The organism is Pectobacterium carotovorum, from assembly GCF_033898505.1.
GTDB classification, from domain to species: Bacteria; Pseudomonadota; Gammaproteobacteria; order Enterobacterales; family Enterobacteriaceae; genus Pectobacterium; species Pectobacterium carotovorum_J.
The window spans coordinates 462,907-487,414 of record NZ_JAXAFK010000003.1 but is presented as its reverse complement, the minus strand read 5'-3'; the positions used below and the strand labels follow the sequence as shown (position 1 = coordinate 487,414).

Sequence of the window (24,508 nt, the reverse complement as noted above, 5' to 3'; positions counted from 1 at the left end):
ACATTAAGAATGGGGATGGGGCTATGTGTCAGAGAGACACATATTCACTCGAGCCGTGGTAATTCGATGCTAAAGTAGGTGGCTCATTTATCTGTATCGCTAAAAGGATTTGCCATGCCTGCCAGTTCTCCATCGTTAAGGTTCTATCTGATCATTGGCCTGCTCCAGGGGCTTTTATTTGTTGCCGCGCTTGAAATGGAAGAGAGCGTGCTTCAGATAATGCTGATAACGATGGCTGCAGTGGGCGGAGTGAGTCTGCAATTGCTGGAACGCACGCTTTTTGTGAAAAAGACATGGCTTTGGGGCGGCGCATTGACCGTGCTGATGACGGCGATTAGTGGCTGGGTTTTCTATGACAGTGGGCGATACCAACTGCCTGATTCCTGGATACTGTGTGGCATCCTGTTCGGTTATATCTGCTGTACGTTCATTTGCAGTTGGTCCACCCGTGAAGGGCGGTGGCCATCTTATGAAGCGATCTGTAAACACGCCTGGAACAATATTTTTACTGTGTTGCTGGCCTGGCTAGTGGTTCTGGTGGTCGTACTCTTGCTCGTGCTGTGCAGCATGTTGTTCAGCATGCTGGGGTTCAGGCTGGTGAGTAAAGTACTTTGGCATTATCGGTTTTATATGCTGCTCTTGCCGGTGGTGTTTTCTATCGGCATGTATATCGGAATGACCAAAGAAACGGTCGTCGGACTGCTGCGTGGGATTCTGCTATCGGCTTGCCGCTTCCTGCTGCCCCTTAGTGCACTGATTACCGTGGTTTTCACCTTGACCCTGCCTTTTAGCGGTCTGGAACCGATATGGAATACCGGCCGTTCTACCGTCATTCTTCTATGCCTGATGGGCGTAAACCTCTTTTTGATTAACTGCGCCTCTCAGGATGATAACGAGGGCCGCGCTTATCCTGCCGTGTTACGCGGGTTCGTTAGCGCCAGCGCGCTGTGCCTGCCAGTGTTGGTTGCATTGGCGGGCTATTCCAGCTGGCTGCGCATCGAGCAGTATGGCCTGACGCCTTTCCGTTTTCAGTCGATCTTCGTGGTGACGATTGCAATGCTCTACAGTCTGGCGATGGTGTGGGCTGTTGTTCGCCGTTCTGGCGTCTGGTTAGGGCATTTACGTACAAGCAATCCGCTGCTCGCGGCTATCATCTGCGTTCTGGTGATATTGCTGCATACGCCGCTGTTAAGCCCAGAAGCCTTTAGCGCGAGGAATCAGGTTCAGCGTTTGCTTAATGGAAAAACGCCGATCGATGATTTTGATCTGTGGGCGCTGCGCGATGAGCTAGGGGCGTCGGGCCAACGGCAGTTTAACTGGCTGGCTGAAGAGTTGAAGCACGATCGGATACTTGACGCGACTGGGCGACAGGCACTGCGCGATAGGCTGCAGGGGCGTCCTGCACAAGTCCGCTCCGTTCAGGTTGAGTGGGTGGGGCCGTTGGAAGACGGAGTCGAAAGCATGCTGCAGGGCGATAATCTGGGTAATCAGTGCAGGGAAATGGCTTGCCTGCTCTTTGCTATTGATTTGACAGGCGATGGTCATAACGAAGTGCTCGTTTTTCCCCGAGTGGGCTGGGGAAATGGTGGGAAGATCCTCGCTCGTGATGAAAATGGACAGTGGCAGATTGCGGCCAGTATGTTTGGCGCAATAGGGACGGAAAAACTGGTCGCGCTGGTGAAGGACGGCAAGGTTGAAGCCGTTGCCCCACGTTTCAAGACGATCAGGATCGGTGACCAGAATATGGAGATTACCTATCCCTGATTTTAGGCTACGTTAGGTATTGCTTATTGATTCGATAAAGACAACGGATTGGTGATAGCGATCACGTTTCTGTACTTTAGCCACATGCGAAAACACATGAGGATAAAGTGATGTCAGTAATCAATACCCAAGTTAAACCATTCAAAAACATGGCTTTCAAAGACGGTCAATTCATCGAAGTGACTGAGAAGAACATCGAAGGCAAATGGAGCGTGTTCTTCTTCTATCCGGCCGACTTTACGTTTGTCTGCCCGACCGAACTGGGTGATGTCGCTGACTACTACGACGAATTCCAACAGCGTGGCGTGGAAATCTACTCTGTTTCCACCGACACCCACTTCACGCACAAAGCGTGGCACAGCAGCTCTGAAACGATTGGCAAAATCAAGTACACCATGATCGGTGACCCAACTGGCCAACTGACGCGTAACTTTGAAAACATGCGCGAAGCAGAAGGTCTGGCCGATCGCGGTACGTTCATCGTTGACCCACAGGGCATCATCCAGGCGGTAGAAATCACGGCTGAAGGTATTGGCCGCGATGCATCTGACCTGCTGCGTAAAGTGAAAGCAGCCCAGTACGTTGCTTCTCACCCAGGCGAAGTCTGCCCAGCCAAGTGGAAAGAAGGCGAGGCTACGCTGGCTCCGTCTCTGGATCTGGTTGGCAAAATCTAAGCTAACACCTCGGAAAACATAGCTATGAAAAACATAGCTGTGGAAAACATGGCTGTTTTTATCGGGTGCATTGCACCCGATTTTTCTGGCCCGGTTTTTTTGGGGCCAGCACCCTGCACGACTTTGTCTTTGTACCCATTTGCCTAATTAAGGACGACCAATGCTCGACAATACGATGAAAGTCCAGTTGAAAGCCTATCTGGAAAAATTAACCAAACCTGTTGAGTTGATTGCGACTCTGGATGACTCCGCTAAATCTGCTGAAGTCAGAACCTTGCTGACTGACATTGCTGAGCTGTCCGAACGGGTAAGTTTCGTTGAAAAGAATGATCTGGCAGTGCGTAAGCCTTCATTCCTGATTACCAATCCAGATTCCCAAAGCGGCCCGCGTTTTGCCGGTGCGCCAATGGGACATGAGTTTACCTCCCTGATTCTGGCGTTATTGCAGGTGGGCGGTCATCCGTCGAAAGAAGCGAAAGAATTACTCGATCAAATCCGCCATCTTGACGGTTCGTTCCACTTTGAAACGTATTACTCACTCTCCTGCCACAACTGCCCGGACGTGGTGCAGGCACTGAATTTAATGGCGGTGTTAAATCCGAATATTACCCATACCGCGATTGACGGCGGTGTGTTTCAGGATGAGATCCAAAGCCGTAATGTTATGGGCGTTCCCACCGTTTTCCTGAACGGCGAACACTTCAGCCAAGGGCGGACGAGCCTGGCTGAGATTGTGACTAAAATCGATACTGGCGCGGGCGCTAAACAGGTTGAGAAGCTGAACCAACGTGACGTCTATGATGTGTTAATCATCGGTAGCGGCCCGGCGGGCGCAGCAGCGGCTGTCTATTCGGCGCGTAAAGGCATCCGTACCGGTTTGGTCGGCGAACGCTTTGGCGGCCAGGTACTGGATACAGTCGATATCGAAAACTATATTTCTGTTCCGAAAACGGAAGGTGCCAAACTAGCGACCGCGCTGAAGAGCCATGTTGATGACTATGATGTCGATGTGATCGACGCGCAGAGCGCAGAAGCCTTAATTCCTGGCGGCGAACCGGGTAAACCGCATCAGGTGATTACCGTATCCGGTGCAACGCTGAAAGCGCGTAGCGTGATCATCGCGACCGGCGCACGCTGGAGAAACATGAATGTACCCGGCGAAGATCAGTACCGTACGCGGGGCGTAACGTACTGTCCGCACTGTGATGGCCCGCTGTTTAAAGGCAAGCACGTTGCGGTAATCGGCGGCGGGAACTCCGGCGTGGAAGCCGCTATCGATCTGGCTGGCGTAGTGAAACACGTTACGCTGCTTGAGTTTGCTCCAGAACTGAAAGCGGATTCTGTATTGCAGGATAAAGTGCGCAGCCTGCCGAACGTTGACATCATTCTGAATGCGCAAACCACAGAAGTGAAAGGCGATGGACAGAAGGTGACGGGGCTGAGCTACAAAGATCGTCTTACCGATACGGTGCACGATTTAGCGTTGGAAGGGATCTTTGTACAGATTGGCTTGCTGCCTAACACCCACTGGCTGGAAGGTACGATAGCCAGAAACCGCATCGGTGAAATTGAGATCGATGCCAAGTGCGAAACCAGTGTGAAAGGTGTCTTTGCTGCTGGCGACTGTACGACGGTGCCGTACAAGCAGATCATCATCGCGACGGGTGAAGGCGCAAAAGCATCCTTGAGCGCTTTTGACTACCTGATTAGAACCCGCGCATAACATCGATTCGTGGGATAGGGTGGGCGATGCCTAATACTGGTCACTTAAGCCCGTTATTAGGGGAAGCACAGGGGGAGGTTCCCGCTGGGAGGCCTCACCCCTGTGGTAGCCCCGTGTATCTCGATGCTTAAACGATCGACATTAGGGCGATGCCGCTGTCACCGTCCCAATTCTTTGAAGACGATCTGAATGCTCTGCGCGGCGATGCCTCATAAAAAGGCGTCGCCGCGCTTTTTGCTTTCGATCGTAAAATTTTCCTTTTGATCATAAAACGCCCCTTTCGATCGTAAAAAGTAGATCTCAGCCCTTGCCAAGGGACGATAAGAAATTCATAATGCTGGCCGCTCTGTGCTATTGCACGTTTTTGCTGTCTACACAGCATCGTATTTCGAGCGTTAGTGTTGCCTCAGTCCACATCATTTTTTATCAGTTAATACAAAAAATCATATTCTTCTTAACAGACTTATCCACAGGCTGTTTGTTGGTTATTTATTAATCACGCTATGTTATTGATAAAATACTGTAGAGTATCTTATTGATATCTATTCATAAATTTTACTTATAAAACGTTATAACGATCGCTTGTACTTTTTGTGACAGTTGATTGGCAACGGTTTTTTTTATTTATTCACAGCGCGTACGACAAACTGATGACAACGGTTTGCGCGACTCACGCATCGCGCGGTAATCCTTTCTCTACTGCACGAATAAGTCGTTTTTTCTGTGTTGACTGGACGTCAATTTCCAGTGAAGCGCGGCGTTCCAACTGCTGACGCATCGCCCAGTGGATATGTTCATCCAACAGTTCGCTTTCACCCAGACGAGCTTGCAGGGCCAGCACGATACTATCCTGATAGGGGGCATTCCCCAGCGCGACGGCAATATTGCGTAGCCAGCGGAGATGGCCGATGCGCCGGATCGGTGACCCTTCCGTAATCCGCAGAAATTTCTCTTCATTCCAGCCGAATAGCGCCAGCAGCTCCGGCGTATGCAGTGCAGCACGCGGGCTGAAATCAGCCTCGTCGGTGAGCTGCGAAAACCGATTCCACGGGCAAATGAGCTGACAGTCATCGCAGCCGTAGATGCGATTGCCCATTAGCGGACGAAATTCTTCAGGAATCGGGCCTTCCAATTCGATAGTCAGATAGGAAATACAGCGGCGGGCATCGACGGTATACGGTGCGACAATCGCGCCGGTTGGGCAGGTGGTCATACAGGCGACACAGCGGCCGCACTGTTCTTCCTGCGGCCGATCGACGGGCAGGGGTAAATCTATCAGCAGTTCGCCGAGAAAGAACCAGGAACCGGCCTCTCTGTTCAGAATTAGTGAGTGTTTACCAACACAACCAAGCCCGGCTTTCGCGGCCAACGGGCGTTCCATGATAGGAGCGGAATCGACAAAGGGGCGAAAATTCAGTTCACCGCAGTATTCCTGAATCCGATCGCCGAGTTTTTTCAACCGCTGGCGTAACAGCTTGTGGTAATCGCGGCCCAGCGCATAGCGGCTAACGTAGCCGAGCTCCGGGTTCTTTAAGGTGCTGGCGAATGCGGCTTTGGCGGGCAGGTAATTCATACGAACACTAATGACGCGCAGTGTACCGGGCAGCAGTTCATGTGGACGCGCCCGCAGCATGCCATGGCGCGCCATCCAATCCATTTCTCCGTGGTATTGCTTATCCAGCCAGTCCTGAAGCCGAGGCTCTTCTGCGGACAAATCGGTGTCGCAGATGCCGACCTGCTGGAACCCCAATTCCTGCCCCCATTGTTTGATGTGTTGCGCTAATTCATTGAGATCGTAGGGGTATGACATGGGGAACCGTAAAAATGTACTGTATTGTCCCGATTTTATCACAAAGTCCCGATATCACCGTGGAACAGAAGAAAACTGTCGATAAAAAGTACAGATAAAGTTTTTGAGACTGCCGTCGATATTTAAACAATACCATAGCGCCAATGATAAAACTCTGGGGGCACTACATGGAAATGGCACCATTGTCCTTTTATCGCACCACGATTCATGGCTTGGATCTCAGCATTGATGTTAATCAGCGGCAGGCTGTGCAGTTGGTTAACGTTGATAAATCGGCGATTACCCTTGATGTTGAACAGGTACAAATCAGTCAGGAAGGACGAAAGCAGTTACAAGACGATATTATATCGCAGCCTGCTCGCCGTTTTTTCTCCTCTGATATCGATAATGCATTGTCACAGGCGTTAGCCGAACAGCCTGAACAGGTGTCTCAGGCGGTTTATCGTATCATCGATGAAAATTTCATGAATAGCTCCGCGGTAAGCGGAGAGCTGCGTCAAGCTTCGTTAGCGCTGGGGCTTTCTCAGGCTGCTTATCTGGCTGAACACTATATCAATGACGACCAGAAACAATCCTTTTTGGATACGATGCAGCAAATCGCCGCAATTTCGCAGACACGGACAACGGACGAAAAAGGCCATGTCTCTTATGACAATCCTCCTTCATATATCCCCGGAACGACCGAATATAAGGTGGACTGGAGTGTGATTATGAAAGAGAAAGAGCCGGAGAGATATGAGAAGTATCGGGAGGCACTCGAATCCGGTGATGCTGTAAAAGGGCTAGAGGAATTTATCAGCTTCGTCAGAACTGCTGCCATTAAACATCCTGATTGGGGGCGTGAGTACCAGAGCAATGCTGCCAGGCAGGTTAACGAGCTGAAGCATGCAGCAATAAGCAACCCATTTGCCGATATTGATTTGTCCACCCCATCTGGCTTTATGTCGGGCGCGCTTGATGTATTGAAAAGCGCTTTTAATGAACAAACGCTGCAAGACTCGGTAAAGAGAATCGAACAGTTCTTTGCCTCGCTGCCTGACATTTCTCGCTAATATGCCCTGATCGTCTGCCCGTTCTCTCTGGCGAACCGGGGCAGACCTTGCTAACTTGAAATGCATGTTCCATGCCATTGATGGAGAACAACATGCACCACGCCACTGAGCCTTATCGGCTCGATACGGCAGAAATCACATTGCCTGATTCAGTGTTTTACGCCGAGTGGGTTCGCCGTGAAGAAGCCAGAGCGGCGCGCGAGTCAGGGCTTTCGCTGTGGGAACTCATGCAGCGTGCGGGAGAAGCCGCATTTCAGGTCGCTCGTCAATGCTATCCCTCGGCCCGCCGCTGGCGGGTTCTGGCTGGACACGGTAATAACGGCGGCGATGGGTACGTGGTCGCCAGCTTGGCGCTGGCAGCGGGCATTGATGTGGATGTTGTTGCCTGTGCCAGCGACAAGCCGCTGCCCGACGAGGCTCATCTTGCCCGCCAGCGCTGGCTGGAACAGGGCGGTCATGTTGAAGAGGTGAATGCGCAGGATGTCGATACGCTGTGGCCGGAAGGGATCGATCTCATCGTTGATGGTCTACTCGGCACTGGGCTTTCCGCCGCACCGCGCGCACCCTATGCTGCATTAATGACGCAGGCGAATGCCTATTCCGCCCCCATCGTTTCACTGGATATTCCCTCTGGATTACATGCCGAAACCGGCGCCTGTGCTGGCGTCGCGATCTGTGCAGCGCAGACGGTGGCGTTTATCGCGCTGAAACCGGGGTTACTGACGGGCCGTGCGCGTGAGCAGGTTGGGACATTACATTACCACTCGCTAGGCTTACAGACGTGGCTGGACGACCAAATCGCACCGATACGGCGACTGACTGCGGCGCAGCTTGCCGAATGGCTGTCTCCTCGACCAGCCGGACAGCATAAAGGCGATAACGGCAGGCTGCTGGTGGTTGGCGGCAATGCTGGTCTGGGTGGCGCGGTATTGATGGCTGCCGATGCGGCGTTACACTGCGGTGCAGGCTTGGTGCGAGTACTTACTCACAAACAGTATCAATCGGCGTTTCTGGCGGCCCGACCTGAGTTGATGGTACAGGAACTGACGACAGATACCCTGCGGCAGGGGCTGGAATGGGCGGATGTCGTCGTGATTGGACCCGGTTTAGGGCAGGATGAATGGGGTAAAAATGCGCTGCGTCTGGCAGAAAATTGTAACAAACCCATGTTATGGGATGCGGATGCGCTTAACCTGCTGGCAATCAATCCGCATAAGCGGCAGAATCGCGTGCTGACACCTCACCCCGGCGAGGCGGCGCGTTTACTGAATTGTCGCGTCTCTGATATTGAAAGTGATCGCTTACTTGCAGCGACAAGGTTGGCAAAACGCTATGGTGGCGTTGTCGTGTTAAAAGGGGCGGGAACGGTCATTGTCAGCGAGCGAGACGAGATTGCCATTGCTGATGTGGGTAACCCCGGCATGGCGACAGGTGGCATGGGTGATGTGCTGTCAGGTATTGTCGGCGGTTTGCTGGCACAAAAGCTCTCGCTGTATGATGCGGCTTGTGCCGGGTGTGTCGTTCACGGTGCGGCGGCCGATTGGTTGGCAGCGCGACGCGGCACCCGGGGTATGCTGGCAACCGACTTACTGCCTGTGCTGTTCCGGTATGTTAATCCGAGCCGATGTTTTTAGAATCGATGTTTTTAGGACTTATGTTTTTAGAACAATAGAATGAAAAAAATAGTCTTACTTCTGCCGGATGAGGCAGCCACTATCTCGTTAGGCACGGCGCTGGCGCAAGCCTGTGACGGCGCTTGTGTTATCCACCTTTATGGCGATCTTGGCGCGGGGAAAACGACGTTTAGTCGTGGGTTCCTACAGGCGCGCGGTCATCAGGGCAATGTCAAAAGCCCCACTTATACGCTGGTAGAGCCTTATGCGTTATCGCCGCTGGCTGTCTACCACTTTGATCTCTATCGACTGGCCGACCCGGAAGAGTTGGAGTTTATGGGGATCCGTGATTATTTAACACAGGATGCCATTTGTTTGATTGAATGGCCGCAGCAGGGTGCTGGCGTGTTGCCCGATGCGGATATCGAACTGCATTTGCGCTATCAGGATCAGGGCCGACAGGCTGAACTGTCCGCTGTCTCTGCGGCGGGAGACGCGATGTTGCAACGTTTTTCTCTTCAGCCAGGAACAACAGAATCATGATGAGTCGTATGGTTAAGCTGTTCATCGGCGTATGGCTGTTGCTGGCGGGGTCGGCGTGGGCAGCTAATCTGTCGGACATTAAGGTGGACAACGCTTCAGGCCAGGCGACGGTGCGTCTGAGCTTTAGCGGTCAGCCTATTTATGCTTTTTTCCCGCTGAGTAATCCTGCCAGAGTCGTCATCGATATTCGTCAGACTGGCATTATTCAGGGGCTGCCGCTGGACTTCAGCGGGCAAAATCTGATTAAACGTGTGCGCACCAGCAATGCACAGGACGCACAAAGCCTGCGTTTGGTGCTGGATTTGACTCAGGCAGCTAAAACGCGAGCGGTGACGCAAAAAGAAGGTTCGGGTTACGTTGTCGTTTTCACCATTACCGGTGATAAAGCAAAAACGGTGCAAGCCTCAGCGCCTCCGGCTTCACGGCAGCAGAATAGCGCACCGGTAGAACCCGCCAAAAATCCGTTTACCAACAAGCCGACTGTGGTCGTCAATAGCAGTTCGTCATCAGCCCGCGTGCCGGCCCGGCAGGGGAATGAACGCGTTGTTGTGGCGATTGATGCCGGTCACGGCGGACAGGATCCTGGTGCGATTGGCACGAACGGGCTGCGGGAGAAAAATGTCACTATTTCTATCGCCCGTAAGCTACAAGTCTTACTGAATAACGATCCAGCCTTTAAAGGTGTGCTGACGCGCGACGGCGACTACTTTATTTCCGTCATGGGGCGTTCGGACGTGGCGCGTAAGCAGGGCGCGAACCTGTTAGTGTCGATTCATGCGGATGCGGCACCGAACCGCAATGCCAAAGGTGCGTCCGTTTGGGTGCTGTCCAACCGTCGTGCGAACAGCGAAATGGCAAACTGGCTGGAGCAGCATGAGAAGCAGTCTGAACTGCTGGGTGGGGCAGGCGATTTGTTAGCGAACAGCAGTGCCGATCCTTACCTCAGTCAGGCGGTACTGGATCTGCAATTTGGTCACTCTCAGCGGGTCGGGTATGACGTGGCAACCAAGGTATTGCGTGAACTCCAGCGGGTCGGGGGGCTGCATAAACGACGTCCTGAGCACGCCAGTTTAGGGGTGTTGCGCTCGCCGGATATTCCCTCTCTACTGGTGGAAACCGGATTTATCACCAATGTCTCGGAAGAACGGCTGTTGGGGAGTAACGATTATCAGGAAAAAATCGCCAATGCGATTTATCAGGGGCTGAGAAGTTACTTCCAAACTCACCCGATGCAATCTCTCCCAAAGCAGGAAAGCCGCCCACTACAGTCGGCGGCAAGTGATACAGCAACGTCGAGCGATAACGTCAGCGCGGTAAAGGCGACTGCGGGCAGCACGCGTCATACCGTTGCACGCGGTGAAACACTTTCTTCGATTGCCCGGCGTTATGGCGTCAGCCTCGCGGCCATGCGTGATGTGAATAAGCTGAACAAGGACATTGTCTGGGTTGGACAGCGCTTGAATATTCCGACCACAGGGGCGAAACAGACGGCATCAACGCCTGCCCCCAAAAAGGCAGCGCCGGTGAAGCATAAGGTCGTAAAGGGTGATAGCCTGAGTGCGATTGCTGCCCGTTACGGTGTCAGCATGAAAGATATCCAACAGGCGAATAATATGCGTTCCGGCACGGTACAACTGGGGCAAACGCTGATTATTCCGTCCGCTTGATTCTTCATGCTGACGATGTCGATAGATTGAGGATGTTAAGAGGGATACGCCATGCCGATTCAGGTGTTGCCACCGCAGTTGGCTAACCAGATCGCCGCCGGAGAAGTGGTTGAACGTCCGGCTTCGGTCGTGAAGGAGCTGGTGGAAAATAGTCTGGATGCAGGGGCGACCCGGATTGATATCGACATCGAGCGTGGTGGGGCGAAGCTGATCCGTATTCGTGACAACGGCTCGGGCATCGGAAAGGATGAATTAACGCTGGCGCTGGCGCGTCATGCGACCAGCAAAATTGCGACGCTTGACGATCTGGAAGCGATCGTCAGCATGGGCTTTCGTGGCGAAGCACTGGCGAGTATCAGTTCTGTCTCCCGCTTAACCCTGACATCACGCACCGCTGAACAATCCGAAGCCTGGCAGGCCTACGCCGAAGGGCGTGACATGGCGGTGACGGTCAAGCCCGCCGCCCATCCTGTGGGCACCACGCTGGAAGTGCTGGATCTGTTTTATAACACGCCCGCCCGCCGCAAATTCATGCGTACCGAGAAAACCGAATTCACGCATATTGATGAAGTGGTGCGCCGCATTGCGCTGGCGCGTTTCGATGTCGCCATTACGCTGCATCATAACGGCAAGCTGATGCGGCAGTACCGTGCGGCACCGGATAAAAGTCAGTATGAACGCCGGTTGGGCAACATCTGCGGGGCGACCTTCCTGCAGCATGCGCTGGCGGTGTCCTGGCAACACGGCGATCTCACCATTCATGGTTGGGTGGCCGATCCGGTTGGCGCGAAACAGCTGCCGGATATGCAGTATTGCTACGTGAATCAGCGCATGATGCGCGATCGGCTCATCAACCATGCCATCCGACAGGCTTATCAGGATCAGCTCAGCGACGATCAGCAACCCGCCTATGTGCTGTATCTGGAGATCGACCCGCATCAGGTTGATGTGAATGTGCATCCCGCCAAGCATGAGGTTCGGTTCCATCAGGCCCGGCTGGTGCATGACTTCATCTACCAGGCGGTGATGTCCGTTCTGCAACAGGCATCTGCACCGGGGCTTGGCATGACTGAGCCGGAGACCGGGAAACCCGTGCAATGGCAGCAGGAAAACCGCACTGCCGCCGGCGAAAACCATTTTGCTCAGCCGTCGCGTACCGATAACTCTCCATCGTATGGCGGGAAAACGCCGCGCGCGGGCCATGCCGGTCAGGCGAGAGAAACCGCCTATTCCGGCTATCAACCGGAAAATCCGTACCAAAAAAAGCAGGGCGATCTGTATAAGACGCTGCTGCAACCGGCGGATAACGCGGCAAGTGCGCCAATCCCGTCTGGCGAGCGCGTTTCTGTACCATCGAATATCGTTATGTCGTCGGATGTAGTTGTGCCATCCACGGTATTGCATGGCACGACGACGAATCGAACGGCTGTGGACACGGCAACGACGAAGAGCCATCAGCAACGCCCACCGACTGAGTCGCCGCTGGAAAGCCAATCGAGTGGTTTTGGGCGAGTATTGACGGTTTATCCGCCGTGCTACGCGCTGTTGGAGTACCATAAGGGATTGGCGATGCTGTCGCTTGCCGTTGCTGAACGCTATCTAAAAGCGGTGCAGTTGACGCCATCGGAAGAAGGGCTGCGGGCGCAGCCGTTGCTGATTCCGCAGCGCCTGACGTTGAGTAAATCTGAGCTGAGCGTGTTGTCTGCGCATCACGCTTTGCTGACGCGTTTTGGTATTGATGTACTCGTTGAGTCACAGCGTGCCACATTGCGTGCCGTACCTTTACCATTGCGCCAACAAAATTTACAAAACTTGATCTCTGAACTGATAGGCTATCTGGCCGACTATCAGACGGTTGAGGCACAGCAGGTGGAACCTGGCGCGTTGGCATCGTGGATGGCAACGCGATTGCAGAGCGAGCAGGAAAGCTGGAGTCATTCTCAGGCCATACAATTACTGGCGGATGTCGAGCGGCTTTGTCCGCAGTTGGCGAAAGCGCCGCCGTCTGAACTTTTATATATGATGGACATCCATGATGCCATCAAGGCTTTAAAGCATGAGTGATGTAGAAAAAGCGCCGTTGCCGCCCGCCATTTTTATCATGGGGCCAACGGCGTCAGGAAAAACGGCATTGGCAATGACGTTACGAGAATATTTGCCGGTAGAGTTGATTAGCGTAGATTCCGCCCTCATCTATAAAGGCATGGATATCGGGACAGCGAAACCAAGTGCGGAAGAGCTGGCACAGGCGCCGCATCGGCTAATCGACATTCTCGATCCGGCGGAATCCTATTCTGCGGCCGATTTTCGCCGCGATGCGTTACGCGAGATGGCAGACATTACCGCTGCCGGGCGCATTCCCCTCCTTGTCGGGGGGACGATGCTGTATTTCAAGGCGCTATTGGAGGGGCTTTCTCCTCTGCCGTCAGCCGATGCCGCAGTGCGCCAGCGCATTGAAGAGCAGGCAAAAGAAATCGGCTGGGAAGCGATGCATCGGCAGCTCAGTGAGATCGATCCGGTAGCAGCAATTCGGATTCATCCAAATGATCCGCAGAGACTCTCGCGAGCACTGGAAGTTTTTTTCGTTTCAGGTAACACTTTAACTGAACTGACAAAAACGTCTGGCGACGCGCTGCCCTATCAGGTTCATCAGTTTGCTATCGCCCCGGCGACGCGTGAATTGTTGCATCAGCGAATTGAACAGCGTTTTCACCAGATGTTGGCGGCGGGTTTTGAGACAGAAGCCCGGACATTGTTTGCCCGGCATGACCTTCATACGGATATGCCCTCTATTCGTTGCGTTGGTTATCGCCAGATGTGGTCATATTTATCCGGTGAAATTGATTACGATGAGATGGTTTATCGGGGAATTTGTGCGACGCGTCAGTTAGCGAAGCGGCAAATGACCTGGCTACGCGGTTGGGATGATGTCTGCTGGCTGGATAGCGAAAAACCGACTGAAGCACTGGACAAGGTAATAGAGGTTGTTAGTGCATAGGTTGGGTGATTGTGTACAATCGGTGAGTCTCAGCGTGCAAGTTTTTACACCGTTATTTTAGAGTCGTAGGGCTCTTTGTTACAAACAACATACAAATAAGGAAAATATAGAATGGCTAAGGGGCAATCTTTGCAAGATCCGTTCTTGAACGCTTTGCGTCGTGAACGTGTTCCGGTTTCGATTTATTTGGTGAACGGTATTAAGCTGCAAGGTCAGATCGAATCTTTCGATCAGTTCGTGATTTTGTTGAAAAACACGGTAAGTCAGATGGTTTATAAGCACGCCATCTCTACAGTTGTTCCCTCTCGCCCAGTGTCTCACCATAGCAACAATCCAGGCGGCAGCAACAACTATCACGGTAGTAACACGACTGCTCAACAGCAGTCGCAGGAAGCTGATGACGCCGAATAAGGCGTATTGTCAATTCACCACGGCGTGGGAGAGCTGGACGCATCGCTCGGCTCCTTCGCTGTGGTGTTTTTTGCTCGTTTGAGAGGTTACTCGCTTGTTTGACCGTTATGAATCAGGTGAACGGGCCATATTAGTTCATATTTACTTCTCGCAAGATAAAGATACGGAAGATCTGCTGGAGTTCGAATCTCTGGTTTCTTCTGCCGGTATTGAATCCTTGCAGGTTGTTACTGGTAGCCGTAAGGCGCCTCACCCCAAGTATTTTGTCGGGGAAGGCAAAGCAGAAGAAATTGCTCAGGCAGTAAAAGAAACTGGCGCGTTTGTCGTGCTGTTTGATCATGCGCTGACGCCTGCTCAGGAACGTAATCTGGAGCGTTTGTGCGAGTGCCGGGTGATCGATCGTACCGGACTGATTTTAGATATTTTTGCCCAGCGTGCGCGTACTCACGAGGGGAAATTACAGGTAGAACTGGCACAGCTGCGCCACCTTGCGACCCGATTGGTTCGCGGTTGGACGCACCTTGAACGCCAGAAAGGCGGTATCGGTTTGCGTGGCCCGGGTGAAACCCAGCTTGAAACCGACCGTCGTTTATTGCGTAACCGTATCACTCAGATACTGTCGCGTCTTGAACGGGTAGAAAAACAGCGTGAACAGGGGCGGCGGTCGCGGGTTCGCGCCGATGTTCCTACCGTTTCGCTGGTGGGCTATACCAACGCGGGTAAATCCACGCTGTTTAACAAGATTACATCGGCGGGCGTCTATGCCGCCGATCAGTTATTTGCCACACTGGATCCAACATTGCGCCGCATTCAAGTGGATGATGTTGGTGATACAGTGCTGGCGGATACCGTAGGTTTTATCCGGCAGTTGCCCCATGATTTGGTGGCTGCGTTTAAGGCTACACTACAGGAAACACGTCAGGCCTCGCTGCTGTTGCACGTTGTTGATGCCGCCGATCCTCGTCTCGACGAGAACATCGAGGCGGTTAATGACGTACTGGCGGAAATCGAGGCGGATGAAATACCTGCGCTGTTGGTAATGAACAAGATTGATATGCTGGATGATTTCGTTCCGCGTATCGATCGCAACGAAGAGAATCTACCGGTACGGGTCTGGCTTTCAGCACAGACCGGCGACGGTATTCCGTTGCTATTTCAGGCATTGACTGAGCGGCTTTCCGGGGAAATCGCACAATATACCTTGCATCTTCCCCCGCAGGCAGGACGCTTGCGTAGTCGTTTTTACCAGCTTCAGGCAATAGAAAAAGAATGGATTGAAGAGGATGGGCAAATTGGTTTGGTTATTCGTATGCCGATTGCTGACTGGCGCCGCCTCTGCAAAAAAGAGCAGGAACTGATGGACTATATTGTCTGATTTGACTGGCAGAAACAGTCTGAACGGTGAAATAGTCTGACGGACTCTGGGATATTGAACCTGAAGAACACCTATCATAAAGAATGGAGCTAAAACATGGCGTGGAATCAGCCCGGTAATAACGGACAAGACCGCGACCCGTGGGGGAGCAGCAGCAATAATGGCGGCAACTCTGGCGGAAATAACAATAAAGGTGGCCGAGATCAGGGGCCGCCGGATCTGGACGACATCTTCCGTAAGCTGAGCAAAAAACTCAGCGATCTGGGTGGCGGAAAAGGTTCAGGCTCAAGCAACAGCGGAAATTCTGGCGGCCCAGCACTGGGTGGCCGGATCGTCGGTATCGCTGCCGTCGCTGCGGTTGTCATCTGGGCTGCTACGGGTTTTTATACCATTAAAGAAGCGGAACGCGGTGTCGTAACGCGCTTTGGTAAGTTTAGCCATTTGGTTGGGCCAGGTCTTAACTGGAAACCGACCTTCATCGACTCTGTTCGCGCAGTGAACGTCGAGTCGGTGCGTGAACTGGCGACGTCGGGCGTGATGCTGACGTCAGACGAGAACGTCGTGCGCGTTGAAATGAACGTGCAGTATCGTGTCACGCAGCCAGAACAATATCTGTTCAGCGTAACCAATGCGGATGACAGCCTGCGTCAGGCAACTGACAGCGCGCTGCGTGGCGTTATTGGTAAGTACACGATGGACAAAATTTTGACCGAAGGCCGTACCATTGTGCGTACGGATACTCAGCGTGTACTGGAAGAAACCGTTCGTCCGTACAACATGGGTATCACGCTGCTGGACGTCAACTTCCAGACTGCACGTCCGCCAGAAGAAGTGAAGGCCGCGTTTGATGATGCGATTGCCGCTCGTGAAAACGAACAACAATATATTCGTGAAGCGGAAGCCTACGCGAATGAAGTGCAGCCGCGTGCTAACGGTCAGGCTCAGCGTATTCTGGAAGAGTCTCGCGCTTATAAAACCCGTACCGTTCTGGAAGCTCAGGGTGAGGTTGCCCGTTTCGCCAGAGTTTTACCGGAATATAAAGCCGCGCCGGAAATCACCCGCGAGCGTCTGTATATCGAAACGATGGAACGCGTGCTGAGCCATACCCGTAAAGTGCTGGTCAATGACAAAGGGGGCAACCTGATGGTGCTGCCGTTGGATCAGATGCTGCGTGGACAAGGCGGTGAAAATACGCAAAGCAACAGCAATAACAGCAGCGCTAACCCACTGCGTCTGCCTACTGGCAGCAGCGGTGCAGCGAATAGCAACCAGACGCGCAGCAGTAATAATGGAAATATCATGGATCAGCGCAGAGCAAATGCGCAGCGTGATGACTTCACTCGAGTAGGGAGAGAATAATCGATGCGTAAGCCCTTACTATTTATCCTGATCCTGGTACTGATGGTGGTCTATGCGTCACTGTTTGTGGTGCAGGAAGGCCAGCGCGGCATTGTGATGCGTTTTGGCAAAGTATTGCGTGATGACGAGAACAAGCCGCTGATTTATGCACCGGGATTGCAGTTCAAGATTCCGTTTATCGACTCAGTGAAAATGCTGGACGCGCGTATCCAGACGATGGAAAACCAGGCTGACCGCTTTATCACTAAAGAGCAGAAAGACCTGATTGTCGATTCCTACTTGAAATGGCGTATCAGTGATTTCAGCCGTTACTACCTGGCAACGGGCGGTGGCGACATCTCTCAGGCTGAAGTGCTGCTGAAACGTAAGTTCAGTGACCGTCTGCGTTCTGAGATTGGTCGTCTGGATGTGAAAGGCATTGTTACCGATTCGCGTGGTCAACTGATGTCTGACGTGCGTGAAGCGCTGAATACCGGTACGGGAGAAACCACCGAAGCCGATAATGCGATTGCTTCTGCTGCTGCGCGCGTTGAGAAAGAAACGACGGGCAACGAGCCTCATATTAACCCTAACAGTATGGCTGCACTGGGGATTGAGGTTATTGATGTGCGAATTAAGCAAATCAACCTGCCAACGGAAGTCTCTGACGCGATTTACCAACGTATGCGTGCAGAGCGTGAAGCAGTAGCGCGTCGCCACCGTTCACAGGGTCAGGAAGAAGCTGAAAAGCTGAAAGCGACGGCAGACTATGAAGTCACCCGTACGCTGGCTGAAGCTGAACGTCAGGGACGTATCACCCGTGGTGAAGGGGATGCCGAAGCGGCGAAACTGTTTGCTAACGCATTCAGTGAAGATCCAGACTTCTATGCTTTCGTTCGTAGCCTGCGTGCGTATGAAAACAGCTTCAGTAATAATCAGGACGTGATGGTTCTCAGCCCGGATAGCGACTTCTTCCGCTACATGAAGTCACCGGACAGCGTGGTACCACGCCGCTGATAGTCATTAACTGACGTCTTTCATCAAGCCCGGGTTCTTTCTCGGGCTTTTTTTTGCCATTTTCTGGCAGAGAGATATTCAAAGGTTTGCTCCTGCACGAGCCTGATGCGGAGAAAAGGGGTTGTTATGAATTCAACGATTTGGCTGGCGCTTGGGCTGGTTTTGGTGCTTGAAGGGCTGGGGCCACTGCTGTTTCCCCGTCTCTGGCGGCGTATGATTTTGGGTATAGCGCAGCTGCCGGATACTATTTTGCGCCGTTTTGGCGGCGGAATAGTTGTTGCAGGGTGCGTGATCTACTACATGTTGCGTAGCCGGATGGGTGGCTAGAATTACGCGGAAAAATGTGCGCAATCGTGTGCTAAAAGTACTGAAAGCATCCAAATGAGATGTTAGAATCCTTTTTTAAGCAACCTGGTGATTCTTGAAATGGGTAAGAACGTCGTCGTACTGGGCACCCAATGGGGTGACGAAGGTAAAGGCAAGGTCGTTGACCTGCTGACTGAACGGGCTAAATATGTTGTGCGCTATCAGGGTGGACACAACGCTGGCCACACGCTGGTTATCAACGGTGAAAAAACCGTCCTTCATTTAATTCCTTCTGGCATTCTGCGTGAAAATGTTGTCAGCATCATCGGTAACGGTGTTGTGCTGGCGCCTGACGCACTGATGAAAGAAATGACGGAGCTTGAAGCGCGTGGCGTCCCGGTACGCGAACGTCTGCTGCTTTCTGAAGCTTGTCCGTTAATCCTGCCTTATCACGTCGCGCTGGATAACGCCCGTGAGAAAGCGCGTGGTGCGAAAGCAATTGGTACGACTGGCCGCGGTATCGGCCCTGCGTATGAAGATAAAGTTGCTCGCCGTGGCCTGCGCGTTGGCGATCTGTTTGATAAAGAAACGTTTGCCGTCAAACTGAAAGAGATCGTCGAATACCATAACTTCCAGTTGGTTAACTACTACAAAGCCGATGCTGTCGACTACCAGAAAGTGCTGGACGATGTGCTGGCGATTGCTGACATCCTGACCGCGATGGTGGTTGATGTTTCCGATCTGCTGTACAAAGCGCACCTGCGTGGCGATTTCGTTATGTTTGAAGGCGCACAGGGTACGCTGCTGGATATCGACCACGGTACTTATCCGTACGTGACCTCCTCGAACACCACTGCGGGCGGCGTTGCTACCGGTTCTGGTCTGGGTCCACGCTATGTAGATTACGTACTGGGTATTGTTAAAGCTTATTCTACCCGTGTGGGCGCAGGTCCATTCCCGACTGAGCTGTTTGAAGAAGTCGGTGAGCACTTGTCTCAGAAAGGTAACGAGTTTGGCGCGACAACAGGTCGCCGCCGTCGTACCGGCTGGCTGGATGCGGTTGCCGTGCGTCGTGCAGTACAGATCAACTCGCTGTCTGGCTTCTGCCTGACCAAGCTGGATGTTCTGGACGGCCTGAAAGAGATTAAAATCTGCGTAGGCTATCGTTTGCCGAATGGCACCGAAGTGGATACCACTCCGCTGGCTGCTGAGGGCTGGGAAGGTCTTGAGCCGATTTACGAAACGATGCCAGGTTGGTCTGAAAGCACGTTTGGCGTGAAAGATCACAGTAAGCTGCCGCAGGCTGCGCTGAACTACATCAAACGTATCGAAGAAGTCACCGGTGTGCCGATTGATATTATTTCCACCGGCCCAGATCGTAGCGAAACGATGGTGTTGCGCGATCCGTTCGACGCTTAATTTCGTCCCTTAACGGGTGATACGAATATGAAAAAGGACGGGATTCCCGTCCTTTTTGCTATCTGTCAGTTAACCGTCGTTGTGTGAACGACGACGGTTTCTACCTGTTATTCCTTAGCTTCTTCCGCTTTCTGCTCTTTCTTCTTCAGCCCATCTAATAGTTTATTGTGGATGTTGCTGAATCCGCCGTTGCTCATCACCAGAATGTGGTCGCCAGGTTGTGCGGTCTTGACGATGTTTTCTACCAACGTGTCAATATCTGCACTCCAGTGAGCAGGCTGTACGCAGGCTTCCGCGACTTCTACCACCTGCCATGGAATATGTGCCGGCTGGAATAGGAAAACTTCATCAGCGCGGCCTAATGACGGCGCCAGCTCGTTCTTGCACATCCCCAATTTCATGGTGTTGGAACGGGGTTCAAGCACGGCCAAAATACGCGCTGTGCCGCCAACCTTGCTGCGTAGCGCCGACAGTGTAGCCAGAATTGCAGTCGGGTGATGCGCAAAATCATCATAAACCGTGACGCCATGCTCCGTACCGCGTAATTCCAGACGGCGGCGCGCGTTGATAAATCCGCCCAGTGCGCGACAGGCATCTGCGGGTAGCACGCCAACGTGGTGTGCGGCGGCGATGGCCATCAGCCCGTTGTGCATGTTGTGTTCGCCCACCAGCTTCCAGTGGACTTCACCGACGAGTTCATTGTTCAGGTAAACCTGATATTGGCTGGCATCAATCGACACTTTCTGTGCCCGCCACGTGCCTTCTTCACCAACCAGTTCCTGCTCGCTCCAGCATCCCATCCCCATCACCTGTTTGAGGTTAAGGTCATTGGTTGGCAGGATGATTTTCCCGCTTCCCGGCACCAGCCGCACAAGATGGTGGAACTGTTTTTGAATGGCTTTCAGATCGTCAAAGATATCGGCGTGATCGAATTCGAGGTTGTTAAGCACCAGCGTTCTGGGGCAGTAATGTACGAATTTGGAACGTTTGTCGAAGAATGCACAGTCATATTCATCGGCTTCGAGCACCATAAACGGGCTGTCGCCCAAGCGGGCGGAAACGGTGAAGTTGCCGGGAACGCCACCGATCACAAAGCCCGGCTGATAGCCGCAATCTTCCAGAATCCAGGTGACCATCCCTGCCGTGGTGGTTTTGCCATGTGTACCCGCAACGGCAATCACCCAGCGATCGCGTAATACATGATCGTGCAGCCACTGTGGACCGGAAACATAAGGTAATCCCTGTTCCAGTACGGCTTCGACGCACGGGTTCCCACGCGTCATTGCATTGCCGATGATGACCAAATCAGGGGCGGGGGTAAGCTGTACCGGATCGTAGCCCTGAATCAGCGTGATTCCCTGCTCTTCAAGTAAGGTACTCATGGGGGGATAAACATTTGCATCTGAGCCCGTGACGTCATGCCCCAGTGAACGAGCAAGCAGGGCAAGGCCACCCATAAAGGTGCCGCAGATACCTAAAATATGAATACGCATACATTTTCCATCTTCACAGTGAGTCTGCGTCACATTCTAACGCTATGAATCCGCCATAAGAAATGGATTTGACTAGGTACTCACTTTCTCTTTGGGCTACACTGCATGCGCAAACGTTGGCGGTGCAGAAATGAAACCGCTTTTCATCCGTAGATTCTGGAATAGTGTTATGAAAACGTTAGGCGAATTTATCGTCGAAAAACAGCACGATTTCTCTCACGCCACAGGTGAGCTTACCGCGCTGCTGTCTGCTATTAAACTGGGTGCCAAGATTATTCACCGTGATATCAATAAAGCGGGTTTGGTTGATATCCTGGGTGCCAGCGGCATTTCTAATGTTCAGGGCGAAGTGCAGATGAAGCTCGATCTGTATGCCAATGAGAAACTGAAAGCGGCATTAAAAGCACGTGGTGAAGTGGCAGGTATTGCCTCCGAAGAAGAAGATGAAATTGTTATCTTTGAAGGTGATAAGGCGGAAAATGCCAAGTATGTCGTTCTGATGGACCCGCTGGATGGTTCGTCGAATATCGATGTGAACGTCTCTGTCGGTACCATTTTCTCTATTTATCGCCGTATTACGCCGCTGGGAACCTCAGTCACGGAAGCTGACTTCTTACAGCCTGGTAGCCAGCAAGTTGCGGCGGGCTACATTGTTTACGGTTCTTCAACCATGCTGGTGTACACCACGGGTCACGGCGTTCACGCCTTTACCTACGATCCGTCGCTCGGTGTATTCTGTCTCTCGCATGAAAAAGTTTGCTTCCCGGAAAAAGGGAATATGTATTCCATCAACGAAGGGAACTACATCAAGTTTCCTGTCGGCGTGAAGAAATACATCAAATACTGTCAGGAGCAGGATGAAGAGACGCAGCGTCCTTATACGTCGCGTTATATCGGCTCACTGGTGGCGGATTTCCACCGCAATCTGCTGAAAGGCGGAATTTACCTGTACCCAAGCACGGCGAGCTATCCAAAAGGCAAACTGCGTTTGCTGTACGAATGCAACCCGATGGCGTTTCTGGCGGAGCAGGCGGGCGGCAAGGCCAGCGACGGTAAAAACCGTATTCTGGATATCACGCCGGAGAAACTGCACCAGCGCTCACCGTTCTTCGTAGGGACGGAATCGATGGTGAATGACGTTGAACGTTTCATCCGTGAATTCCCCGATGCCTAATTAACGCTGTCCCGTGTTGGTGGATTCTCTGCCAACGCGGGATAACGGCTTATGGCGTGCTGCCCAGTACGCCATTTTTGTGGCTCGCCACAACCCGCGTTTTTTAGTGTTGTGCCTCGAACCAGCTTTCCAGAATAATCACCGCAGAGGCAGCATCTACGCTACCTTTATCCAGCGCTCTAAAGCCACCGCGTTCGAAGAGATCGGCACGCGCTTCCACCGTACTCAAGCGTTCATCGTGTAGCGCAATCGCGACGCCAAAACGGCCATGCAGTCGGTTAGCGAACTTTCGCGCCCGTGCCGTCAGCGGCTGTTCGGTACCATCCATATTGAGCGGTAAACCAACGACGACCAGATCGGGTTGCCATTCTGACAGCAGCTTCTCCACTTTTTGCCAGTCTGGAATCCCTTCCTGCGCTTTGAATGAGGTCAGCGGCCGCGCCGTACCGGTAATCTCCTGACCGATGGCGACACCGATGCTTTTTGTCCCAAAATCAAAGGCAAGAATGGTTCTGCTGCTCATCAGGCATGTCCCGCTTCAGTGGAGATATTATGAATATCGATGCCCAGCTTTCTGGCCGCGGCCCGCCAGCGTTCGGCAATCGGCGTATGGAACAGAATGTCTTTATCGGCTGGCGTGGTCAGCCAGGCGTTCTCCAGCAGCTCTTCTTCCAACTGACCGTTCTCCCAGGCGGAATAGCCTAAGGCGACCAGCGTATTTTTCGGCTGATTAGGCGTACCCAACGTTTCCAGCACGTCTTTTGACGTGGTGATCATCGTGTCCTCAGAAATACTGATGCTGGAACCAAAGCCGGGGCAGGGCGTATGCAGGATAAAACCACGGTCGTCCGCCAGCGGGCCGCCTATGAAGACGGGTTTATCTAATCGGATCGCAGGATCGCGCGGTGTCGGATCTATTTTTAGCTTTTTCAGCACATTTTCCACGGAAAACTGATCCATCGGTTTGTTGATGATCAGCCCCATGGCTCCGTCTTCATTATGTTCGCAGATATAGACCACCGAACGTTTAAATACAGAGTCCTGTAGTGCTGGCATAGCAATGAGGAAGTGATGCTGTAAATTCATTGTGTATTTTTATCGATATCCGTCAGCGTTGGAGAAACGGCCCGTATTGCGCGGGCCGAATGGTGTGTCAGGTGTTTCTGGTATTAGCGAGTACGTGCAGCCAGACGTTTTTCAATGGCGTCTATCAGCATGCCGGTGATGGAAACATCCGGGTAGGCCGCTTCGATTTCACGCACGCAGGTCGGGCTGGTGACGTTAATTTCTGTCAGGCGGTCACCGATGATGTCCAGACCGACGAAAATCAGGCCTTTGGCTTTTAACGTTGGAGCGACGTCACGGGCGATTTTCCAGTCGCTTTCGGTTAACGGACGCGCTTCGCCACGGCCACCGGCGGCCAGGTTACCGCGTGTCTCACCGCTTTTCGGGATACGCGCCAGGCAGTAGGGAACCGGCTCGCCATCGACGACCAGCACGCGTTTGTCGCCATCTTTAATCGCAGGCAGGTAGTTTTGCGCCATGCAGTAGCGGGTGGCGTGTTCGGTCAGCGTTTCGATGATCACGGAGACGTTGGCGTCATCCTGCTTCAAACGGAAAATAGACGCACCGCCCATGCCGTCGAGCGGTTTGAGAATGACGTCGCCATGTTTTTCATGGAACTGGCGCAGTTTGTCTGCACGACGCGTAACGAGCGTATCAGGGGTCAGATGCGGGAACCAGGCGGTGAACAGCTTCTCATTGCAATCACGCAGGCTCTGCGGCTTGTTGACGATCAGCGTGCCTTTCTCTTCCGCACGTTCCAGAATATAGGTGGCGTAGATGAATTCCGTATCGAACGGCGGATCTTTACGCATCAGCACCACATCCAGCTCTTCCAGCGCAATGTCCTGCTCGCCGGAGAAATCGTACCAGCCGTCGTAATCGTACTGGACGCTCAGGCGACGCGTTGTTGCACGGGCAACGCCCGCGTGCATATAGAGATCGTTCATCTCCATGTAATGCAGTTCCCAACCACGGCGCTGTGCTTCCAGCAGCATGGCAAAGCTGGTGTCTTTCTTGATATTGATGGTGTCAATCGGGTCCATCACGATACCGAGTTTGATCATTC

Annotated in this window: 21 protein-coding genes; 16 read left to right on the top strand and 5 right to left on the bottom strand. The window is 52.8% G+C overall.

Annotation, left to right across the window (positions count from 1 at the left end; translation table 11 throughout):
- Window positions 1-114 precede the first annotated feature (114 nt).
- The 3 genes from R9X49_RS16835 (at window position 115) to ahpF (ending at window position 4,161) form a co-directional block, all read left to right on the top strand.
- On the top strand, window positions 115-1,764 hold the full coding sequence (locus R9X49_RS16835; protein WP_319849483.1) for a DUF4153 domain-containing protein: 1,650 nt from the start codon (window positions 115-117) through the stop codon (window positions 1,762-1,764).
- Window positions 1,765-1,874: 110 nt separating this feature from the next.
- Window positions 1,875-2,438, top strand: a complete 564-nt coding sequence (gene ahpC, locus R9X49_RS16830) for an alkyl hydroperoxide reductase subunit C (protein WP_010287114.1) — start codon at window positions 1,875-1,877, stop codon at window positions 2,436-2,438.
- A gap of 160 nt (window positions 2,439-2,598) precedes the next feature.
- Window positions 2,599-4,161, top strand: a complete 1,563-nt coding sequence (ahpF, locus tag R9X49_RS16825; RefSeq protein ID WP_319849482.1) for an alkyl hydroperoxide reductase subunit F — start codon at window positions 2,599-2,601, stop codon at window positions 4,159-4,161.
- A 670-nt stretch (window positions 4,162-4,831) separates the two neighbouring features.
- On the opposite strand, the gene queG is transcribed toward ahpF, so the two are convergent.
- Window positions 4,832-5,971, bottom strand: coding sequence for a tRNA epoxyqueuosine(34) reductase QueG (gene queG / locus R9X49_RS16820; protein WP_319849480.1), 1,140 nt, complete (start codon window positions 5,969-5,971; stop codon window positions 4,832-4,834).
- 167 nt (window positions 5,972-6,138) lie between these two features.
- Here queG and R9X49_RS16815 point away from each other — a divergent pair, with 167 nt between their 5' ends.
- The 12 genes from R9X49_RS16815 to R9X49_RS16760 all read left to right on the top strand — a co-directional run bounded on the left by R9X49_RS16815 (window position 6,139) and on the right by R9X49_RS16760 (window position 19,710).
- Complete coding sequence (locus R9X49_RS16815) at window positions 6,139-7,023, top strand: hypothetical protein (RefSeq protein ID WP_319849479.1); 885 nt, start codon at window positions 6,139-6,141, stop codon at window positions 7,021-7,023.
- 92 nt (window positions 7,024-7,115) lie between these two features.
- Window positions 7,116-8,657 (top strand): bifunctional ADP-dependent NAD(P)H-hydrate dehydratase/NAD(P)H-hydrate epimerase, encoded by a 1,542-nt coding sequence (gene nnr / locus R9X49_RS16810; RefSeq protein WP_319849478.1) that lies wholly within the window; start codon window positions 7,116-7,118, stop codon window positions 8,655-8,657.
- Window positions 8,658-8,696: 39 nt separating this feature from the next.
- Window positions 8,697-9,179 (top strand): tRNA (adenosine(37)-N6)-threonylcarbamoyltransferase complex ATPase subunit type 1 TsaE, encoded by a 483-nt coding sequence (gene tsaE, locus R9X49_RS16805; protein ID WP_319849477.1) that lies wholly within the window; start codon window positions 8,697-8,699, stop codon window positions 9,177-9,179.
- A complete protein-coding gene (amiB, locus tag R9X49_RS16800) occupies window positions 9,176-10,846 on the top strand; it encodes an N-acetylmuramoyl-L-alanine amidase AmiB (RefSeq protein ID WP_319849476.1) in 1,671 nt (556 codons plus the stop codon). Before tsaE ends, amiB begins: the two co-directional genes overlap by 4 nt.
- Before the next feature lie 51 nt (window positions 10,847-10,897).
- The gene (gene mutL, locus R9X49_RS16795) at window positions 10,898-12,910 is read left to right on the top strand and encodes a DNA mismatch repair endonuclease MutL (RefSeq protein WP_319849475.1); all 2,013 of its coding nucleotides are present in this window, start codon (window positions 10,898-10,900) and stop codon (window positions 12,908-12,910) included.
- Window positions 12,903-13,844 carry a tRNA (adenosine(37)-N6)-dimethylallyltransferase MiaA gene (miaA, locus tag R9X49_RS16790; RefSeq protein WP_319849474.1) on the top strand — a complete coding sequence of 314 codons (942 nt, stop codon included), beginning with the start codon at window positions 12,903-12,905 and terminating at the stop codon, window positions 13,842-13,844. The genes mutL and miaA overlap by 8 nt, the downstream gene beginning before the upstream one ends.
- Window positions 13,845-13,955: 111 nt before the next feature.
- The gene (gene hfq / locus R9X49_RS16785; protein WP_010285823.1) at window positions 13,956-14,255 is read left to right on the top strand and encodes an RNA chaperone Hfq; all 300 of its coding nucleotides are present in this window, start codon (window positions 13,956-13,958) and stop codon (window positions 14,253-14,255) included.
- Window positions 14,256-14,349: 94 nt separating this feature from the next.
- Complete coding sequence (gene hflX, locus R9X49_RS16780; RefSeq protein ID WP_319849473.1) at window positions 14,350-15,630, top strand: ribosome rescue GTPase HflX; 1,281 nt, start codon at window positions 14,350-14,352, stop codon at window positions 15,628-15,630.
- Between the two features lie 96 nt (window positions 15,631-15,726).
- Window positions 15,727-16,989, top strand: coding sequence for an FtsH protease activity modulator HflK (gene hflK, locus R9X49_RS16775; RefSeq protein WP_319849472.1), 1,263 nt, complete (start codon window positions 15,727-15,729; stop codon window positions 16,987-16,989).
- 3 nt (window positions 16,990-16,992) lie between these two features.
- Complete coding sequence (gene hflC, locus R9X49_RS16770) at window positions 16,993-17,985, top strand: protease modulator HflC (protein ID WP_319849470.1); 993 nt, start codon at window positions 16,993-16,995, stop codon at window positions 17,983-17,985.
- A gap of 126 nt (window positions 17,986-18,111) precedes the next feature.
- A complete protein-coding gene (locus R9X49_RS16765; RefSeq protein WP_010285804.1) occupies window positions 18,112-18,312 on the top strand; it encodes a DUF2065 domain-containing protein in 201 nt (66 codons plus the stop codon).
- Window positions 18,313-18,411: 99 nt separating this feature from the next.
- Entirely contained in the window at window positions 18,412-19,710 is a 1,299-nt protein-coding gene (locus R9X49_RS16760; RefSeq protein WP_015841843.1) for an adenylosuccinate synthase, read from the top strand.
- 107 nt (window positions 19,711-19,817) lie between these two features.
- Here R9X49_RS16760 and mpl read toward each other — a convergent pair whose 3' ends face one another.
- Window positions 19,818-21,203, bottom strand: a complete 1,386-nt coding sequence (mpl, locus tag R9X49_RS16755) for a UDP-N-acetylmuramate:L-alanyl-gamma-D-glutamyl-meso-diaminopimelate ligase (protein WP_319849469.1) — start codon at window positions 21,201-21,203, stop codon at window positions 19,818-19,820.
- A 169-nt stretch (window positions 21,204-21,372) separates the two neighbouring features.
- On the opposite strand from mpl, the gene fbp reads away from it, so the two are divergent.
- On the top strand, window positions 21,373-22,377 hold the full coding sequence (gene fbp / locus R9X49_RS16750) for a class 1 fructose-bisphosphatase (RefSeq protein ID WP_225085867.1): 1,005 nt from the start codon (window positions 21,373-21,375) through the stop codon (window positions 22,375-22,377).
- Window positions 22,378-22,480: 103 nt separating this feature from the next.
- On the opposite strand, the gene ruvX is transcribed toward fbp, so the two are convergent.
- The 3 genes from ruvX to gshB form a co-directional block, all read right to left on the bottom strand.
- Window positions 22,481-22,900, bottom strand: a complete 420-nt coding sequence (gene ruvX / locus R9X49_RS16745) for a Holliday junction resolvase RuvX (RefSeq protein ID WP_319849468.1) — start codon at window positions 22,898-22,900, stop codon at window positions 22,481-22,483.
- Window positions 22,900-23,463, bottom strand: coding sequence for a YqgE/AlgH family protein (locus R9X49_RS16740; RefSeq protein WP_319849467.1), 564 nt, complete (start codon window positions 23,461-23,463; stop codon window positions 22,900-22,902). The genes ruvX and R9X49_RS16740 overlap by 1 nt, the downstream gene beginning before the upstream one ends.
- A gap of 83 nt (window positions 23,464-23,546) precedes the next feature.
- Window positions 23,547-24,506 (bottom strand): glutathione synthase, encoded by a 960-nt coding sequence (gene gshB, locus R9X49_RS16735; protein ID WP_319849466.1) that lies wholly within the window; start codon window positions 24,504-24,506, stop codon window positions 23,547-23,549.
- Window positions 24,507-24,508 lie beyond the last annotated feature (2 nt).

What these genes read in the sequence shown, in the direction of transcription:
- R9X49_RS16765 (WP_010285804.1), top strand. Translation starts at nt 18,112, where the DNA reads ATGAATTCAACGATTTGGCTGGCGCTTGGGCTGGTTTTGGTGCTTGAA.
- nnr (WP_319849478.1), top strand. Translation starts at nt 7,116, where the DNA reads ATGCACCACGCCACTGAGCCTTATCGGCTCGATACGGCAGAAATCACA.
- R9X49_RS16815 (WP_319849479.1), top strand. Translation starts at nt 6,139, where the DNA reads ATGGAAATGGCACCATTGTCCTTTTATCGCACCACGATTCATGGCTTG.
- fbp (WP_225085867.1), top strand. Translation starts at nt 21,373, where the DNA reads ATGAAAACGTTAGGCGAATTTATCGTCGAAAAACAGCACGATTTCTCT.
- mpl (WP_319849469.1), bottom strand. Translation starts at nt 21,203, where the DNA reads ATGCGTATTCATATTTTAGGTATCTGCGGCACCTTTATGGGTGGCCTT.
- ruvX (WP_319849468.1), bottom strand. Translation starts at nt 22,900, where the DNA reads ATGAGCAGCAGAACCATTCTTGCCTTTGATTTTGGGACAAAAAGCATC.
- hflK (WP_319849472.1), top strand. Translation starts at nt 15,727, where the DNA reads ATGGCGTGGAATCAGCCCGGTAATAACGGACAAGACCGCGACCCGTGG.
- R9X49_RS16740 (WP_319849467.1), bottom strand. Translation starts at nt 23,463, where the DNA reads ATGAATTTACAGCATCACTTCCTCATTGCTATGCCAGCACTACAGGAC.
- ahpC (WP_010287114.1), top strand. Translation starts at nt 1,875, where the DNA reads ATGTCAGTAATCAATACCCAAGTTAAACCATTCAAAAACATGGCTTTC.
- amiB (WP_319849476.1), top strand. Translation starts at nt 9,176, where the DNA reads ATGATGAGTCGTATGGTTAAGCTGTTCATCGGCGTATGGCTGTTGCTG.
- mutL (WP_319849475.1), top strand. Translation starts at nt 10,898, where the DNA reads ATGCCGATTCAGGTGTTGCCACCGCAGTTGGCTAACCAGATCGCCGCC.
- R9X49_RS16835 (WP_319849483.1), top strand. Translation starts at nt 115, where the DNA reads ATGCCTGCCAGTTCTCCATCGTTAAGGTTCTATCTGATCATTGGCCTG.
- R9X49_RS16760 (WP_015841843.1), top strand. Translation starts at nt 18,412, where the DNA reads ATGGGTAAGAACGTCGTCGTACTGGGCACCCAATGGGGTGACGAAGGT.
- miaA (WP_319849474.1), top strand. Translation starts at nt 12,903, where the DNA reads ATGAGTGATGTAGAAAAAGCGCCGTTGCCGCCCGCCATTTTTATCATG.
- queG (WP_319849480.1), bottom strand. Translation starts at nt 5,971, where the DNA reads ATGTCATACCCCTACGATCTCAATGAATTAGCGCAACACATCAAACAA.
- hfq (WP_010285823.1), top strand. Translation starts at nt 13,956, where the DNA reads ATGGCTAAGGGGCAATCTTTGCAAGATCCGTTCTTGAACGCTTTGCGT.
- ahpF (WP_319849482.1), top strand. Translation starts at nt 2,599, where the DNA reads ATGCTCGACAATACGATGAAAGTCCAGTTGAAAGCCTATCTGGAAAAA.
- gshB (WP_319849466.1), bottom strand. Translation starts at nt 24,506, where the DNA reads ATGATCAAACTCGGTATCGTGATGGACCCGATTGACACCATCAATATC.
- tsaE (WP_319849477.1), top strand. Translation starts at nt 8,697, where the DNA reads ATGAAAAAAATAGTCTTACTTCTGCCGGATGAGGCAGCCACTATCTCG.
- hflC (WP_319849470.1), top strand. Translation starts at nt 16,993, where the DNA reads ATGCGTAAGCCCTTACTATTTATCCTGATCCTGGTACTGATGGTGGTC.